Consider the following 16739-nt stretch of genomic DNA (forward strand, 5'->3'; position numbering starts at 1 on the left):
ACCTATGAAGAGGTCTGCAGCGGCCTGACCGGCCATAACGAGGTGGTGCTGGTAGTGTTCGATCCGAAAACCATCAGCTATGCCGCGTTGCTGAAGATCTTCTGGGAAAGCCACGATCCCACCCAGGGCATGCGACAGGGCAACGATGTCGGCACGCAATACCGCTCAGGCATCTATGTCTGGTCCGAGGCCCAGCGCAAAACCGCCGAAGCCTCGCGCGATGCTTACCAGGGCGCGCTGAAAAAGGCCGGCCGGGGCAAAATCACCACCGAAATCCTCGCCGTGCCGGACTTCTATTACGCCGAGGAGTATCACCAGCAGTATCTGGCGAAAAATCCCAATGGTTACTGTGGGTTGGGCGGCACCGGGGTGTCCTGTCCGGTGGGCCTGGAGATCGTAACATAATTTGCTGTATTTCTTTTGTTTTGCCGTATAAATTACGGCAATGGACTCGTTAGACAGAAAAATACTAGAGCATATCCAGGCATTTGGGCGCGGTTCCTATGCCGAAATCGGCGCCGCCGCCGGCCTGTCGGTCTCGGCCGTCAACGAGCGGCTGAAGAAGCTGGAAAAGCAGGGAGCGATCACCGGCTGGGGCGCCCGGGTTGATCCGCTGGCGGCCGGCTGTCCGGTACTGGCTTTTGTCCATGTGATGATCGAGCGGCCCGAACACGAGGCCGCCTTCCTTAAACTGGTGCGTGACGAACCGGCGATCCAGGAATGCCATCACGTCACTGGCGAATGGTCGTATCTGCTCAAACTGCGGGCGGCCAGCCTGGCGGCGCTGGAAGACATCATCGTGCGTCGCATCAAGGCGCTGCCCGGCATTCCGCGCAGCCAGACCTTCATCGCCCTGTCGTCGGCCAAGGAAACCGCCGCCGTGCCGGTGCTGGATTCCGGCGCATGAGTGGCCATCTCGAATTGCTGCTGCGCGGCATCCTGCTTGGTCTGGCCGTGGCGGCCCCGGTCGGGCCGATCGGCGTGCTGTGCATCCAGCGCTCGCTGCAGGGCGGCTTCTGGGCCGGCTTCAGCGGCGGGATCGGCACGGCGGTGGCCGATGCGATCTATGCCGCGCTGGCTGCGGCAGGCTTCGCGGCCCTGGCCGGGCAGCTCGGGCCGGCCGAGACGGCCTTGCGGCTGGGCGGCGCGGCCTTCATCGCCTGGCTTGGCTGGCGCACCATCATGTCCGCGCCGGCCGCGGCAGCAGCCGATGCGCCCATGAGCGGCCGGCCCTGGCGGCTGTTCGCCGTCACCTTCGCGCTTACCATGGGCAATCCGGCCACCATATTGTCTTTCGCCGCCCTGTTTGCCGGGCTGGGGCTGGCGGCAGAGCCGGGACTGGACGCTGCCGCCATTGCCGTTGCCGGGGTTTTCGTCGGTTCGCTGCTTTGGTGGGCGGTTTTGAGCGGCAGCGTTGCGGCATTAAGATACCGCATCAGCGACGATTCGCGTCGCTGGATCAACCGCATCGCCGGCATCGTGCTGATCGCCTTCGCAATTGCACTCGCGCTTTAGGCAAGCCTTGTCAGGTCCTTCCTGAATCGGCAATCTGCCTCCCCATGCGGCGCGGATTTGCGCCACCTGAGGGGAGATCACAGTAATGACGAAGCGATGGAAACTGCTGGCCGCGGCCGCGATGCTGTCTGCCGGCGCGATGATGACCGCGCCGCTTGCCGTCCAGGCACAGGAACTCAAGATCGGCCTGTCGGCCGAGCCGAGCGCGCTCGATCCGCATTACCACAATCTCGGCCCGAACAATCAGGTCGCCTTCACCATCTTCGACACCCTGATCCTGCAGGACGAAACGCAGAAGCTGGTGCCCGGCCTGGCCGAGAGCTGGAAGGCGATCAACGATACCACTTGGGAATTCAAGCTGCGCAAGGGCGTGAAATTCCATGATGGCAGCCCGTTCACCGCAGCCGACGTGGTCTTCACCATGGCGCGTCCGGCCAAGGTGCCGAACAGCCCGTCGCCCTTCACGCTGTTCACCCGCTCGTTCAGCGAAATCAAGGTGATCGACGACTTCACCATACAGTTCATCACCAAGGCGCCGGCGCCGCTGCTGCCGACCGATGTCAGCCGCGTCGCCATCATGTCGTCGAAGGCAGCCAAGGCCGATGTCGCCGAGGGCATGACCACCGAGGCGCTCGGCAAGGGCGAAGGCCTGGTTGGTACCGGCCCTTACAAGTTCAAGGAATGGGTGCGCGGCAACCGCCTCGTGCTGGTCGCCAACAAGGATTACTGGGGTGACAAGCCGAAATGGGAAACGGTCGTCTATCGCCCGATGTCGAATGACGCCGCGCGCGTTGCCGCCCTGCTGGCTGGCGACGTGGATATGATCGAAAATCCGCCGCCGGCCGACCTGAAGAAGCTGCGCGAGAATCCGAACGTGAAGATCAGCCAGGCCGTTTCGAACCGCCTGATCTACATCCATCTCGACAGCTTCAGCACGCCGACCACCGTCGGCATTCCCGATGCCAATGGCAAAAACCCGCTGAAGGATGTGCGGGTGCGCAAGGCGCTGTCGATGGCGATCAACCGCGACGCCATCACCAGCCGCATCATGGAAGGCCTCGGCCAGCCGACCGGCGATTTGCTGCCGTATCCGATGTTCGGCACCCGCAAGGATGCCAAGCCGGATGCCTATAACCCCGACCAGGCCAAGAAGCTGCTGGCCGAAGCCGGTTATCCGAACGGCTTCTCGCTCACGCTGGGCACGCCAAATGACCGCTACATCAACGATGCCGAGGTGGCGCAGGCGGTGGCCTCGCAATGGACCCGCATCGGCGTGAAGACCAAGGTGGAGGCCGTGACCCGCACCGTGTTCTTCAAGAACCGCGATGCGTTTGCCTATTCGGCCTATCTGGCCGGCTGGGGCGCAGGCACCGGCGAAATGTCGGATCCGCTGCGTTCGCTGATCGCCACCCCGACCAAGGAGAAGGGCTTCGGCGGCACCAACAAGGGCCGGTATTCCAACCCGCAGATGGACGCGGTGCTGGAGCAGGCGCTGGGCACCGTCGATGCGGCCAAGCGCGAAACCCTGCTGCAGCAGGCCTCGAAGATGGCGCTGGACGATCAGGCGCTGATCCCGCTGCATATCGAAGTCACGCCCTGGGCGACCCGCAAGGGCCTCAGCTACAAGGCGCGCGCCGACCAGTATACCTTCGCCAATGGCGTGAGCCGCGACTAACGCAGCGCAAGCCGGCAAAGCAACAACGCCGCGGGAGCAATCCCGCGGCGTTTTCTTTTTCAGCTCAGGAACTGTTCGTTGAGGATGCGCTCTTCCAGGCCGTGGCCGGCATCGAACAGCAGCTTCAGGCTTAAGTCCGGCGCCTCGCGGATTTCCACCGCGATCACGTCGCGCACCTCGTTGAAATCCGCCGTGGCCGAAACCGGCCGCTTGGCGCTTTCCAGCACCTCGATCTTGACCACTGCGCTGCGGCTGAGCAGGGCGCCACGCCAGCGCCGCGGCCGGAAGGCGCTGATCGGGGTGAGTGCCAGCACGCCGGCATCCAGCGGCAGCACGGGGCCATGGGCCGACAGGTTGTAGGCCGTGCTGCCGGCCGGCGTGGCAACCAGCGCGCCGTCGCAGACCAGTTCCTCGACCCGCACCTTGCCATCAATGGAAATGCGCAGCTTGGCGGTCTGTCGGGTCTGGCGCAGCAGGGCGACTTCATTGATGGCGAGCGCCTCATGGTTCGAGCCATCGGCCGCCATCGCCCGCATGCGCAGGGGATGCACGCTTGTGGCGATGGCATTGGCCAAACGGGCCGGCAGGTCGTCCTCGCTGTATTCGTTCATCAGGAAGCCGACCGTGCCCTGGTTCATGCCGTAAATCGGCACATTCCTGGTCATGTGCTGGTGCAGGGTCTGCAGCATGAAGCCATCGCCGCCGAGCGCAACCACCACATCGGCCTGTTCGGGCGCGACATTGCCATAGCGGGCGATCAGTCGGTCGCGGGCCGCTTCGGCGGCTTCGCCGCGCGCTGCAACGAAAGCGATATTCCTGAGGGCATTCATGCGCGCAGTATAGCGGGGGCCATGGGCCACGCCAGCCCCGGCGCTGGCTTGTCAGCCGCGGCCCGGGGAGTCAATCTGCCAGACCTGTTCAGCATGAAGAGGTGATGATCATGGCATCGGTAATACGGGCTGCGGTATTGGCGGCCTTCCTGGGGCTGCTGCCCCTGATGGTGGAGGCGCAGGAGCTGAGGATCGGCCTCTCCACCGAGCCAAGTTCGCTGGATCCCGATTACCACAACATCACGCCGAACAACCAGATCGCCTATTCGATCTTCAATACCCTGATCCAGCAGGACGAGACCCAGAAGCTGACGCCCAGCCTGGCCATGAGCTGGCGCAACCTCAACGACACGACCTGGGAATTCAGGCTGCGCAGGGATGTGAAGTTCCATGACGGCAGCCCGTTTACGGCGGCTGATGTGGTGTTTTCGCTGGCGCGGCCAGCCAAGGTGCCAAACAGCCCGTCGCCGTTCACCCTGTTCACCCGCTCGGTGGCTGAGGTGAAGGTGATCGACGACTATACGGTGCATTTCATCACCAAGGCGCCGACGCCTCTGCTACCGAATGATCTCAGCCGCGTTGCGATCATGTCGTCGAAGGCCGCCAAGGCCGATCTCGCCGAAGGCATCACCACGGAAGCGCTGAATCGCGGCGAGGGCCTGATCGGCACCGGGCCGTACAAGTTCGTCGAATGGACCCGCGGCAACCGCCTGGTGCTGGCGGCCAATCCCGAATACTGGGGCGGCAAGCCGAAATGGGACCGGGTCATCTATCGCCCGATGTCGAACGATGCGGCCCGCGTGGCCGCTTTGCTGGCCGGCGATGTCGACATGATCGAGAATCCGCCGCCGGCCGATATCAAGAAGCTGCGCAGCAATCCGAATGTGAGGATCAGCGAGGTGCTGTCGAACCGCCTGATTTATCTGGCGCTGGATGTGGGCGAGCCGACGGCCGGCATTCCTGATGCCGGGGGCAAGAATCCGCTGAAGGACTTGCGGGTGCGCAAGGCGCTGTCGCTGGCGATCAATCGCGAGGCGATCACCAGCCGCATCGTCGAGGGCCTGGCCAAGCCGGCCGGCGATCTGCTGCCCTATCCGATGTTCGGCACCCGTCGCGAGGCCCAGCCGGATCCGTATAATCCCGATGCCGCGAAGAAACTGCTGGCCGAAGCCGGCTATCCGAACGGCTTCAGCATCACCATCGGCTCGCCCAACAACCGCTACATCAATGATTCCGATGTCGCGCAGGCGGTGGCTTCGCAATGGACCCGTATCGGCGTCAAGTCGAAGGTGGAAGCGGTGCCCAGTACGGTCTTCTTCAAGAACCGCGACGCGTTCAGCTATTCGGCGGCCCTGGTTGGCTGGGCGGCCGGCACCGGCGAAATGTCGAACCCGCTGCGTTCGCTGGTGGCCACGGTGAACCGGGAGAAGGGCTTTGGCACGGCCAACAAGAGCCGCTATTCCAACCCGGCGCTGGACGCGGTGATCGAGGAAGCCCTGCGCACGGTGAATAACGATGCGCGCCAGACCCTGCTGCAGCGCGGTTCGCAGATGGCGCTGGAAGACCAGGCCATCGTGCCACTGCATTTCGAGATCACGTCCTGGGCCCTGCGCAAGGGTTTCAGCTACAAGGCGCGCGCCGACCAGTACACGCTGGCGATCGGCGTGCAGGCTGATTGACGTAAGGGAGGGCTCAGCCGCCGGTGACGCTCATATGGCGCGGCACGGCGGCGGGCGCCTTGCGCCGGTCGATGATGAAATCGTGCCCTTTGGGCTTGCGCGCGATGGCTTCGCGGATCGCCTCTTCCAGCGGGGCATTGCTTTCGGACGCGCGTAGTGGCGCCCGCAGGTCGGCGGCATCGTTCTGGCCCAGGCACATGTATAGCGTGCCGGTGCAGGTGAGCCGCACGCGGTTGCAGCTTTCGCAGAAGTTATGCGTGAGCGGCGTGATGAAGCCGAGCCGGCGGCCGGTTTCGCGCACGGTGTAATACCGCGCCGGCCCGCCGGTGCGATAATCGGTTTCGTCCAGCGTCCATGTGCGCTGGATGCTGGCGCGGGCCATGGAGAGCGGCAGATACTGGTCCAGGCGGGCGGCATCGCCGATCTCGCCCATCGGCATCACCTCGATCAGCACCAGATCGAAGCCTTCGCGGCCGCACCAGGCGATCATCGCGTCGTATTCATCATCATTCACGCCACGCAACGCCACGGCATTGATCTTCACGGCGAGGCCGGCGGCCTTGGCGGCCTGCAGGCCGGCCATCACCTGATCCAGCCGGCCCCAGCGGGTGATCTCGGCGAACTTGGCGGAATCGAGCGTATCCAGCGAGACATTGATGCGCCGCACGCCGGCCCGGACCAGGTCGACGGCATATTTCTCCAGCTGGCTGCCATTGGTGGTCAGCGTCAGCTCGTCCAGCGCGCCGGTCTTCAGGTGGCGGCCCAGGCTGTCGATCAGGGTCATGATGCCGCGCCGCACCAGCGGTTCGCCGCCGGTCAGGCGCAGCTTGCGCACCCCCATGCCGACAAAAGCCGAGCAGAGCCGGTCAAGTTCCTCCAGGCTGAGCAGGTCGGCCTTGGGCAAGAAGGTCATGTCTTCCGCCATGCAGTATACGCAGCGGAAGTCGCAGCGGTCAGTGACCGAAACGCGCAGGTAGGAAACCGAGCGGCCGAACGGGTCGAGCATGAGAACGATGCGGGCCGACTAGCCCGCCCTCCGGTCCTTAAAATAGAGAGGGGGGCAGGCCCCGGCAACCCCGGACCGGCGTTTTCCACCCAAATCCGACCCAGGGTTTGATCCGTGTCAGTCCTGCAGCGGCAGGATCACTTCGACCACGTCGGAGACGGCGCGGCCGCTGGGGCGGAATCCCAGTTCGGTGGCCAGGGTGCGCATGGCCTGATTCTCGCGCAGGATGTCGCCGACGATTTCCCGCGTGCCGCGTTGGCGGCAGTAATCGATGATCTTGCGCATGAGAAGCTCGCCCAGTCCCTGGCCCTTCATGTCGCTGCGCACCAGCACGGCGAATTCGGCGCGCTGGTTGTCGGGATCGGTGATGGCGCGCACCACGCCAAGAGTTTCATGGTGGCCGCTTTCGACAAGGCGCACGGCGATGAAGGCCATTTCGCGTTCGTAATCGATCTGGGTGAAGCGGGCCATTTCGCTGTGCGGCAGGTTGCGCATCGGCGAGAAGAAGCGCAGCCGGTAATCCTCGGCCGAGACATTGTTGACGAAATCGACATGGGCCGGCTCGTCTTCCGGTCGGATCGGGCGCAGCAGCACCTTTTCGCCACTGCGCAGCTCGACGATTTCCTCCAGGCCGCTGGGATAGGGCCGGATCGCCAGCCGGTCATGGCCAACCACGGTACTGGGGCGGACCACGATACGGGCATCCAACGCCACCATGCCCTGGTCGTCGGCATAGAGCGGGTTGATGTCCAGCTCGGCGATCTCGGCATGATCGGCGATCAGCTGCGACACGCGGATCAGCAGGGCAGCGAGCGCGGCCCTGTCGACCGGCGGGAAATCGCGATAACCCGAGAGCAGGCGGCTGACCTTGGTACGGTCGATCAGGTCGTCGGCCAGATGCATGTTGAGTGGCGGCAGCGCGATGGCGCGATCACCGATCACCTCGACGCCGACGCCGCCCTGGCCGAACATGATGGCGGGGCCGAAGATTGGATCGGTCAGCGCGCCGACGATCAGCTCGTGGGCACGCGCGCGGCGGATCATCGGCTGCACGGTGAAGCCGTCGATGCGGGCCTGCGGCCTGCGCTGGCGCACGCGGGTCAGCATGGCCTCGGCCGCCGACTGCACCTCGGCAGGGCTGCTGAGGTTGAGGGCGACGCCGCCGACATCGGATTTATGGGTGATGTCGGGCGACAGGATTTTCAGCGCCACCGGCAGGCCCATGCGTTCAGCGGCAGCTGCGGCATCGGCGGGCGTGGCGGCAGCTTCGGTCGGCACGGCGGGAATGCCATAGGCGGCGAGGATTTGTTTGCCCTCGATTTCGTTCAGCATGCTGCGCCGCTCGGACATCGCCGTTTCGATCACCTTGCGCACGGTTGCATGATCCGGCAGGAAATCTTCCGGCAATTCGGCCGGGGTTTCCATCAGGTTCTTCATGTTGCGGCTATAGCCGACCATATGGGCGAAAGCGCGCACGGCGGCATCGGGCGTCTCGTAGGATGCCAAGCCGGCCTCGGCAAAGGCCTTGCGCGCGGCCTGAACGGCTTCGCCGCCCGACCAGCAGGTCAGCACGTTCTTGACCGTGCCGCGAACTGCCTCGATCACGGCCTTGGCCGGTTCCAGCGATGGCACGATGGCGGTTGGCGCATGCATCACCAGCACGGCATCAACGCCGGGGTCGGCCAGAACGATCTTCACGGCATCGGCATAACGGCCGCTGGGCGCATCGCCGATGATGTCAATCGGATTGCCGCGCGACCAGGTGCCAGGCAATGCCGCATCGAGGGCTGTCATGGTTTCCGGGCTCAGATCGGCCAATGTGCCGCCATATTCGATCAGCTTGTCGACCGCCATCACGCCAGGGCCGCCGCCGTTGGTGACAATCGCCAGCCGTTCGCCCGGCATCCTGCGGCTGCGTGCCAGGGTCTCGACGGTGTCGAACAACTCCTCGACGCCATCCACGCGCAGGATACCGGCGCGGCTCAGCGCCGCGGTATAGACATCGTCGCCGCCCGCCAGCGCGCCGGTATGCGAGGCGGCGGCCTGCGCGGCGCGCGCGTTGCGGCCGGATTTCACCGCCACGATCGGCTTGTTGCGGGCCGCGGCGCGGGCTGCCGACATGAACTTGCGCGCATTCTTCACCGACTCGATGTAGAGCAGGATGGCACGCGTCTGCGGATCGCTGGCGAGATAGTCGATGATGTCGCCGAAATCGACGTCGGCTGAATCGCCAACCGAGAGGAAATGGCTGAAGCCGATGCCATGCTGCTTGGCCCAGTCGAGCACGATGGTGCATAGCGCGCCCGACTGGCTGACGAAGGCAAGCTGGCCCGGCTGCGCGTTGGTATGGGCGAAGCTGGCATTCAGGCGCAGGCCCGGAATCAGCAGGCCAACGCAGTTCGGTCCGAGGATGCGCAGCAGATGCGGTTTGGCGGCGTCCAGCATGGCCTGTTGCAGGGTGCGGCCATCGGCGGTTTTTTCGCTGGAGAGGCCTGCCGTCAGCACGACGGCGGCCCGGCAGCCCACGGCCCCGAGTTGTTCGATCTGTTCCGGCACGGCCTGCGGCGGGACCGCGATGATGGCGAGATCCGGAATCGCCGGCAGGGATCGGACGCTGGCGTAGCAATGCAGCCCGTGCAGGTGGCGGTATTTCGGGTTGACCGGCCAGACCGCGCCGGCGAAACCGCCCTTGACCAGGTTGTCGAGAACCACTGTGCCAACGCGGGACGGGCGATCCGAGGCGCCGATCACGGCAACCGAGCGAGGGGCGAAAAGCTTGTCGAGATTTCGAATCGTCATGGTGCAGCACTATAGCCCATCGTTGACATGGATATGACGGCCGAGGTGGATCAGCAGAAATGCAGCAGCCCCGAACAGAATGCCCCATTGCCAGGCGGGCAGGCCACCCTGAGCCAGGGTCAGAATTGTCGCAGCGACCGCCATGCCGCCGAGGACGAGGGTGGCCGGTTCGAGCCGCTGCGGGCAGTGGCGCCAGGCGACGACCGCCAGGGTGGTCGAGGCAATGAGATTGGCCACCAGCAGGGCGCCGGCCATGCCGGTGAGGCCCGCAAAAGTCGCGGCCGGATAGATGGCGGCGCAGAAGATGGCCAGGGCCAGCAGGGTATTGCTGACCGCCCAGCCGGTGCGCCCGGTGCGCAGCAGGCCGCCGGTGAGCGGTGAGCGGGCCAGCATGATCAGCCGCGACAGCAGCAGCAGGGCAAAGGCGGCTGCCACGCCAGGCATCGGATCATGCACCAGAAGGGCGAAGAGCATGGGCTGGCAGGCCAGCATCAGCAGGAAGACCGTCGCGCCTGCCGCCAGCGCCAGGCTGCTGACCCGCCCAAGGATGCGGCTCGCCTCCGGCCGGCGCAGGGCATGATGCACCAGTCCGCCCCACGCCATGTAGAACGGATTGGCCAGCACCGCTTCAAACAGGACCGAAATCGAGCTGATGATCATGAACTGGCCGGCGGCCTCGATCGAGACCAGGGCCGCCAGCAGGAAGCGGCAAAGCGTATCGAGGCTGTAACGCAGCATTAGTCCGAGCATCAGCGGCACGCCATAGCGCAGCAGCCGCCACGCCTGTGGTGCGTCGAAAGCCGCCGCGATGCGCCGCCTCAGTAGCATGAAGGCGCTGAGGCTGGAGGTGATCTGGGCGATGACCTGGGCTGACAGCAACCCGGCCAGCCCGGCCTGCTGTCCCGCGATCAGGATCCAGGCGAGCAGGAGATAGAGGCCCATCTGGATCGCGGCGATGGTTCCAGACTGCCAGACATGGCGAGCCGCGCGCAGTTCGGTCAGCAGGACGGTCTGCGCCGTTCCGGTGAGCAGCAGCGGCAGTAGCAGCCATGAATGCGGCAGCGGCTCGCTGTCGAATTGCCGCATGATGGCCGGACTGGCGAACAGGATGGCGAACAGGCTGCCGGCGACCAGGCTGGCGATGGCCGCCAGAACCAGGCTGGTGCCGAGCAGGCGAGGTCGCTGCTCTGGCGCAACCTGGGCGTAGTAATAGAGATAGGCGAATTTCAGGCCGAGCAGGCTGAAGGTGACGCCCTGCAGCAGGGCCGTTTCGACCAGGCTGTAGAGCCCGATCTGCGATGCGGCGAGATGGGCGGTGATCACCGGCAGGATCAGCAGGTTGCCGAGCTGCAGCAGGCCGAGGGAGAACAGATAGCTGGAAAAATCCCGCGCCAGGGCGCGGGTAAAATCCCTTACCCCGGCGAGATGCTCCGGTGCATCCGGCGGCGGGTTGCCAACCGGGACCCGGGCTGCGCCGGCTGACGGGGATTCGGGGGGATGCGACACGGGTTTGCTCTCAGGCCTGCCCTTGAATGGCATGTAATCCCCGCCCGGGGCTTACGACTCCATTAACGCTCATGGCATAACAGTCGCAGGTTAACATGCAGCCGGATTCTCACGCCGAAAAAATCGCCAGCGCACTTGCCGCGGCCAAGACGCTCCAGCGGACCGGGCGGTTCGATGACGCGCGTCACGCCTGCGAGCTGGTGCTCAGGCTGGTGCCGGGCCACCCCGGCGCGCTGCAGCGGCTGGCGCTGATCGCGCGGCAGCAGGGCCAGGGTGAAGAGGCGGCCCGGCTGCTGACCGAGCTGATCACCCAGACTCCGGACAATGTCTTTGCCATATGTCTGCTGGCGACGATCTGGCGCGAGGCCGGACAGCCCGAACGGTCGGAAACCCTGCTTGACGGCATCATCCCGACCCTGCCGGAGAATGCCGCGCTGTTGCTGGAGAAGGCCCGCTGCCGCGTCGATCTGCAGGATGTCGCCGCCGCGATCCCATTGCTGGAACGCGCCGTGACTCTCGCCCCGGACAATGCTGCGGCGCATAGCCTGCTGGGCGTTGCCCGCCGGCGCGTCGGCGACAGACCGGGGGCCTTGGCCGCCTTCAACGCAGCGATTGCCCTGAATCCGAAGGATGCCTATGCCCTCAATGGCCTGGGCAATGACAGTCTGGAAAAGGAATGCTTCGACGAGGCTGCGGCTTATTACCGGCGCGCCATTGCCGCCCAGCCGCATTTCCTCAAGGCGCACAAGAATCTGGCTTACGCGCTGAATCTCGCAAACGATATCGACGCCGCGCAGGCCGCCTTCGCGCGGATGTTCGAGCTGCATCCTGATTTTCACGAAGGGCGGATGGATTACGGCCTCTTCCTGCTGTCGCAGGGCGACTACGCCAGGGGCTGGCGTGAATATGAGCATCGCTGGTCGTTTGCCGGTTTCGACGAACGCGACTGGGGCGGCGGGCTGCCGCGCTGGGATGGTTCGGCTCTGGCCGGACGGCATCTGCTGCTGTGGGGCGAGCAGGGGATCGGCGACCATATATTGTATGGTACCATGCTGCCTGATGCGGTGCGGCGCGCGGCCGGACGCGTCACCCTGGCCGTCGAGGCGCGCCTGGTGCCGCTGTTCGCCCGCTCGCTGGCCGACGACGGCGTTGCGGTGATTGCGCGGGGTGATGCCGTTGACGCCGACGTGCAATGCCCGCTCGGCAGCCTGGGCGCAATGCTGCGCCCGTCGCCGCAGCATTGCGGCGATGGGGTTTATCTCAGGGCCGATGCCGATCGCGTTGCAGCCATCCGCAGGCGTTATGCGGAGAAATGGCCATCGGGCCAGCGTCTGATCGGATTGTCGTGGCGCAGTGCGAACTGGCATGTCGGCGACTACAAAAGCCTCGACATCGAAGCCCTGCTGCCGGTTCTGCGCAAACCCGGAATTGCCTGGATATCGCTGCAATATGGCCGGGTGGAGACGGAAATTGCGGCATTGGCCGAACGGCACGGGATTACTGTCTATCGCGATCCGGATATCGATCCCACCGCCGATCTCGATGGACTGGCGGCACAGGTCGCGGCCCTGGATGGCGTGGTCAGCACCAGCAACTCGACGGTGCACTTCGCCGGCGCGCTCGGCAGACCATGCTGGGTTCTGCTGTCGGCGGGACGCGGCCGGATGTGGTACTGGCCGCGCGAAGCCGAACGGACGCCATGGTACGCAAGCCTGCGCCTGATCCGTCAGCATCGGGCGGGAGACTGGGCACCGGTGATTGCCAAGCTGGGCAAGGTGCTCGATGGCATCGCCTGAGCGGATATCTTCGGAGGCTGCGCAGAGTCTGCGCGCGGGCGTCGCAGCCCATCAGGCCGGCAAACTGGATGCCGCCGAAGCTTTGTATCGTGCGGTTCTGGCGCTGAACGCCGAGCAGCCCGATGCGTTGCACCTGCTCGGCGTTATCGCCGATCAGCGGGGCAAGCATGTCGATGCCGTTGATCTGATCCGCCGGGCGATTGCCGGATCGCCCGACCAGGCCGTTTTTCACGGCAACCTGGGCACGGCGCTGTATGCCATGGGCGACGCGGCGGCGGCTGAATCGGCATATCGCAGGGCGTTGTCGCTGGATGCTTCCTATGCCGATGCGCATGCCAATCTGGGTAATCTGCTGGCTGGCCGGGGCGATTACGTCTCCGCGCTGGACTCTTTCCGTGCGGCATTGACCGCGGTACCCGGTCATCCCGCGGCACAGCGCGGGATGATCGCCGCACTGCTGTCCATGCAGAATCATGCCAAGGCGGTCCGCGTGGCGGCGACGGCGGTGCAGGCCGAGCCGCAGGCGGCGGATCTGCGCGACCTTGCCGCTTTGGCCCTGCGGGGCGAACGGCAGTATGACAAGGCGCTGGCGCAGCACCGCAAGGCGCTAGCTCTGGCGCCGGACGAACTGGCCTATCGCGAGCATTATGCCGTCACGCTGGTCGCGATGCATCGCGTCGAGGCGTATCGTGAGGCTGTTGCGGAATTCGAAACCATTCTTGCCCGCGATCCGGATCGCCTCGACTCCCTGATCGGCCTTGGCGTGGCGCTGATCAGAAGCCAGAGGCCTGCTGCGGCGCTGCAACCGCTGCAGCGTGCGATTGCCCGCGATGGCAATCATGTCGAAGCCCTGATCAATTATGCGACGGCGCTGGCTTATGTCGGCCGGATTGAAGAGGCTGTCGCGTGCGGCGAGCGGGCCTTTGCCCTGGCGCCGGATGATTGCATGGTCTTGTGCCTGCGCGGCGGCATGCGGGCGCATATCGGCGATTTCGACGGTGCCTTGGCGGATTTCGCCGCGGCGCAGGCGGCGCGGCAGCGCCGCATGCCGGAATGGCTTGCCGATGCGGCGCTGAATCATGCCCTGCTGCTGCTGTCGCTGGGGCGACTCTCGGAAGGCTGGCCATCTTATGCGGCGCGCATGGCCAGCGAGCATGCCGATCCGCGCGGCATGGTGATTTCACGCCTGCTGCCGGCCTGGGATGGCGTCGTGAGGCAGGGGCAGCGCATCCTGGTCTGGGGCGAGCAGGGCGTGGGCGATCAGGTGATCTATGCCTCGATGCTGCCGGACCTGAAGGCGCGCGGCGCGGATTTCCTGTTCGTTTGCGATCATCGCCTGGTGCCGCTGTTCCGGCGCTCGTTTCCGGAGATGCGGACGGAGCCGGCGGCTGAAGGTGAATTACCGGCGCTGGCCACGCAGGCGGACGTGCAGGTCGGTCTGGGCAGCCTGGGGCAGTGGCTGCGGCCGAATCTCGCCGCTTTTCCGCCGCCACAGGCCTATCTGCGCCCGGATCCCGAGCAGGTCGAAACATTCCGCAGGCGGTATCAGGCCCATGGCAGGCGGGCTGTGATCGGCTTGACCTGGCGCAGCCGCAACATGCGCAGCGAAGCCTATAAAAGCATTCCATTGCTCGATTGGGCGCCGTTGCTGCGACAGCGCGACGTGTTGTTCGTTGACATGCAATATGGCGACACGACGGAAGACCGGCATGCGGTCCGCGAGGCGCTTGGCGTCGACATACTCCATGATGACAGCGTCGACGCGCTGAACGACCTGGATCGTTTCGCGGCCCAGGCGGCGGCGCTGGACCTGATGATCGGCGGCAGCAACAGCGGCCTTCATATCGCGGCGGCCACCGGCCAGGAAACCTGGGCCCTGCTGCCCGGCGGCAGCGGGCGGCTGTGGTACTGGTTTCTGGGGCGCGATGACAGCCCGTGGTATCCGCATCTTCGCCTGTTCCGCCAGCGACCGGGCGGCCGCAGCGATGACTGGCAGGCGGTTATCGCGCAACTCGCGCAGGCATTCGAAGCATGGCTGTCACGGAGCGGGCGATGACGTCAGAGATCGCAAGCCTGCTGCAGCAGGCCGTCGTCAGGCACCAGGCCGGCGACATAGCGGCGGCCCGGGAATTATATGCATCGGTGTTGCGGCGCGACCCGCGGCAGGCCGATGCGCTGCATCTGCTGGGCGTGATCTGCGACCAGAGCGGTCAGCACGAAGCCGCAGTCGACCTGATCGAGCGGGCCATCGCGCAATCGCCGGATGCCGCAGAGTTTCATGGCAATCTCGGCACGGCATTGCTGGCGCTGCGTCGCATGGACGCGGCGGAGGCCGCGTACCGGCGGGCCATCACCCTCGATCCGGCCTATGTCGAAGGGTATTACAATCTCGGCAATCTGCTGCGGGAGCGCGGCGAAACGATCGCAGCGAAAGAACTGCTCGAGACGGCGCTACGCTTGCAGCCAGGCCATGTTCATTGCCGCAACAATCTGGCGATGCTGCTCTGGGAGGATTTGCTGGATGAGGCGGCGGCCGAGCGGCATTTCCGCCTGCTGCTGGCGCTGGCGCCGGATTGGGCGGCGGCGCATATGAATCATGGCCTGTTCCGTCTGGCCAGCGGCGCCTATGCCGAAGGCTGGGCCGAATATGAGTGGCGCTGGCGCAATGCGGATTTCAAGGAACGCGACTGGTCGATGGGATTGCCGCGCTGGCGTGGTGAAGCGCTGGATGGCAAGGGACTGCTGCTCTGGGGCGAGCAGGGCGTTGGCGACCAGATTCTCTATGGCACCATGCTCAAGGATGCGCAGCAGCGCAGCCGCGCCCGCATGATCGTCGCGGTGGATCGCAGACTCATCGGCCTTTATCGCCGTTCGCTTGCGGGGGATGGCATCACCGTCGTGGCACGTGGCGAAATGGTTGACGCCGTGGCGCAATGCCCGTTTGGCAGCCTGGGCCGCATTCTGCGCCAGAGCGTCAGCGATTTTGCCGGCAGCGGGCAGTATCTTGCCGCCGATCCCGCGCGCCAGCAGATGCTGCGGCAGCGCTATCGCGACCTGGCGGGCGCGCGGCGCATTGTCGGCATCGCCTGGCGCAGCGCCAATGCCGATATCGGGCTGCACAAGAGCATTCCGCTCGAAACCCTGCTGCCGGCCTTGCAGCGGCCGGATGTTTTCTGGGTCAACCTGCAATATGGCGATGTCGTCGACGAGATATCGAGATTGCAGCAGGCCGGCGTTGCCATCCTGCATGATCGCGGCGTGGACGGCCTGCAGGATCTGGATGCCCTGGCAGCCCAGGTGGCGGCGCTGGATGCCGTGGTCGCGGTGAGCAGCACCACCGTGCATGTGGCGGGTGCCCTTGGGATCCCGACCCTGCTGCTGCTGCCGCGTGGCCGTGGCCGATTGTGGTACTGGCCCGCGGCCGGGGAGGCGTCCCGCTGGTATGATTGTGTACGGATCATTCGTCAGGAGCAGCCCGGCGACTGGTCAGGAACCGCACAAAGCCTTGCAGTTGCAATGGCATAGGCGATTTTTCGATATGGTTAATTATATATTAGCCTTATCAAATAGTTATGTCATTTCTCTGCAGATTTCTCATTGACGGGATGGCTCGGGCTGTAGTATTTGTCCAACCATAGTCCTCAAAAGGGGGCTAATAGGCACATGCCTCAATCCTAGAACAGGAGCTTGAAATGGCTAATTCCGTTAATACCAACGTTGGCGCCCTCGTCGCTCTGTCGTCGCTGCGCGGCCTCAACCACGAACTCGACAAAACCTCCAAGCGCGTCCAGACCGGCTTCAAGGTAGCTGATGCTGCCGACGACGCCGCTGTTTTCGCGGTTGCCCAGGGCATCCGCGGCAACGTCAAGGCGTATGCTTCGGTGCAGTCGTCGCTGTCGGCCGGTGAAGGCCTCGGTCAGGTGACCGCCGCCG

Annotated in this window: 12 protein-coding genes and 1 pseudogene; 9 read left to right on the forward strand and 4 right to left on the reverse strand. The window is 65.0% G+C overall.

The window, feature by feature from the left end:
* The 4 genes from msrA to Q1J79_RS19295 all read left to right on the forward strand — a co-directional run.
* Positions 1–405, forward strand: a 405-nt coding sequence (gene msrA / locus Q1J79_RS19280; protein WP_300303752.1) for a peptide-methionine (S)-S-oxide reductase MsrA, incomplete at its 5' end; no start/stop codon positions are given.
* A 40-nt stretch (positions 406–445) separates the two neighbouring features.
* Positions 446–907 carry an Lrp/AsnC family transcriptional regulator gene (locus tag Q1J79_RS19285; RefSeq protein ID WP_300303755.1) on the forward strand — a complete coding sequence of 154 codons (462 nt, stop codon included), beginning with the start codon at positions 446–448 and terminating at the stop codon, positions 905–907.
* Positions 904–1515 (forward strand): LysE family transporter, encoded by a 612-nt coding sequence (locus Q1J79_RS19290; RefSeq protein ID WP_300303758.1) that lies wholly within the window; start codon positions 904–906, stop codon positions 1513–1515. The genes Q1J79_RS19285 and Q1J79_RS19290 overlap by 4 nt, the downstream gene beginning before the upstream one ends.
* Positions 1516–1600: 85 nt before the next feature.
* Complete coding sequence (locus Q1J79_RS19295; protein ID WP_300303761.1) at positions 1601–3190, forward strand: ABC transporter substrate-binding protein; 1590 nt, start codon at positions 1601–1603, stop codon at positions 3188–3190.
* A 59-nt stretch (positions 3191–3249) separates the two neighbouring features.
* Here Q1J79_RS19295 and Q1J79_RS19300 read toward each other — a convergent pair whose 3' ends face one another.
* Positions 3250–4020, reverse strand: a complete 771-nt coding sequence (locus tag Q1J79_RS19300; RefSeq protein ID WP_300303765.1) for an NAD kinase — start codon at positions 4018–4020, stop codon at positions 3250–3252.
* A 110-nt stretch (positions 4021–4130) separates the two neighbouring features.
* Here Q1J79_RS19300 and Q1J79_RS19305 point away from each other — a divergent pair, with 110 nt between their 5' ends.
* Complete coding sequence (locus Q1J79_RS19305) at positions 4131–5699, forward strand: ABC transporter substrate-binding protein (protein WP_300303768.1); 1569 nt, start codon at positions 4131–4133, stop codon at positions 5697–5699.
* 13 nt (positions 5700–5712) lie between these two features.
* On the opposite strand, the gene moaA is transcribed toward Q1J79_RS19305, so the two are convergent.
* The 3 genes from moaA to Q1J79_RS19320 form a co-directional block, all read right to left on the reverse strand.
* A complete protein-coding gene (gene moaA, locus Q1J79_RS19310; RefSeq protein ID WP_300303771.1) occupies positions 5713–6705 on the reverse strand; it encodes a GTP 3',8-cyclase MoaA in 993 nt (330 codons plus the stop codon).
* A 117-nt stretch (positions 6706–6822) separates the two neighbouring features.
* The gene (locus Q1J79_RS19315; RefSeq protein WP_300303774.1) at positions 6823–9504 is read right to left on the reverse strand and encodes a bifunctional acetate--CoA ligase family protein/GNAT family N-acetyltransferase; all 2682 of its coding nucleotides are present in this window, start codon (positions 9502–9504) and stop codon (positions 6823–6825) included.
* A 9-nt stretch (positions 9505–9513) separates the two neighbouring features.
* Positions 9514–11010, reverse strand: a complete 1497-nt coding sequence (locus Q1J79_RS19320) for a hypothetical protein (RefSeq protein WP_300303777.1) — start codon at positions 11008–11010, stop codon at positions 9514–9516.
* Positions 11011–11105: 95 nt separating this feature from the next.
* Here Q1J79_RS19320 and Q1J79_RS19325 point away from each other — a divergent pair, with 95 nt between their 5' ends.
* From Q1J79_RS19325 to Q1J79_RS19340, 4 genes and pseudogenes are all read left to right on the forward strand, one after another.
* Positions 11106–12806 (forward strand): tetratricopeptide repeat protein, encoded by a 1701-nt coding sequence (locus Q1J79_RS19325; protein ID WP_300303780.1) that lies wholly within the window; start codon positions 11106–11108, stop codon positions 12804–12806.
* A complete protein-coding gene (locus Q1J79_RS19330) occupies positions 12793–14862 on the forward strand; it encodes a tetratricopeptide repeat protein (protein WP_300303783.1) in 2070 nt (689 codons plus the stop codon). The genes Q1J79_RS19325 and Q1J79_RS19330 overlap by 14 nt, the downstream gene beginning before the upstream one ends.
* Positions 14859–16331, forward strand: a complete 1473-nt coding sequence (locus tag Q1J79_RS19335; RefSeq protein ID WP_300303786.1) for a tetratricopeptide repeat protein — start codon at positions 14859–14861, stop codon at positions 16329–16331. The genes Q1J79_RS19330 and Q1J79_RS19335 overlap by 4 nt, the downstream gene beginning before the upstream one ends.
* Before the next feature lie 167 nt (positions 16332–16498).
* Positions 16499–16739, forward strand: a pseudogene (locus Q1J79_RS19340) (flagellin); the annotation flags it as partial.

Origin of the sequence: Ferrovibrio sp., assembly GCF_029255545.1 — a bacterium.
GTDB lineage: Bacteria > Pseudomonadota > Alphaproteobacteria > Ferrovibrionales > Ferrovibrionaceae > Ferrovibrio.

What these genes read in the sequence shown, in the direction of transcription:
- Q1J79_RS19285 (WP_300303755.1), top strand. Translation starts at nt 446, where the DNA reads ATGGACTCGTTAGACAGAAAAATACTAGAGCATATCCAGGCATTTGGG.
- Q1J79_RS19315 (WP_300303774.1), bottom strand. Translation starts at nt 9,504, where the DNA reads ATGACGATTCGAAATCTCGACAAGCTTTTCGCCCCTCGCTCGGTTGCC.
- moaA (WP_300303771.1), bottom strand. Translation starts at nt 6,705, where the DNA reads ATGCTCGACCCGTTCGGCCGCTCGGTTTCCTACCTGCGCGTTTCGGTC.
- Q1J79_RS19300 (WP_300303765.1), bottom strand. Translation starts at nt 4,020, where the DNA reads ATGAATGCCCTCAGGAATATCGCTTTCGTTGCAGCGCGCGGCGAAGCC.
- Q1J79_RS19325 (WP_300303780.1), top strand. Translation starts at nt 11,106, where the DNA reads ATGCAGCCGGATTCTCACGCCGAAAAAATCGCCAGCGCACTTGCCGCG.
- Q1J79_RS19330 (WP_300303783.1), top strand. Translation starts at nt 12,793, where the DNA reads ATGGCATCGCCTGAGCGGATATCTTCGGAGGCTGCGCAGAGTCTGCGC.
- Q1J79_RS19295 (WP_300303761.1), top strand. Translation starts at nt 1,601, where the DNA reads ATGACGAAGCGATGGAAACTGCTGGCCGCGGCCGCGATGCTGTCTGCC.
- Q1J79_RS19290 (WP_300303758.1), top strand. Translation starts at nt 904, where the DNA reads ATGAGTGGCCATCTCGAATTGCTGCTGCGCGGCATCCTGCTTGGTCTG.
- Q1J79_RS19305 (WP_300303768.1), top strand. Translation starts at nt 4,131, where the DNA reads ATGGCATCGGTAATACGGGCTGCGGTATTGGCGGCCTTCCTGGGGCTG.
- Q1J79_RS19335 (WP_300303786.1), top strand. Translation starts at nt 14,859, where the DNA reads ATGACGTCAGAGATCGCAAGCCTGCTGCAGCAGGCCGTCGTCAGGCAC.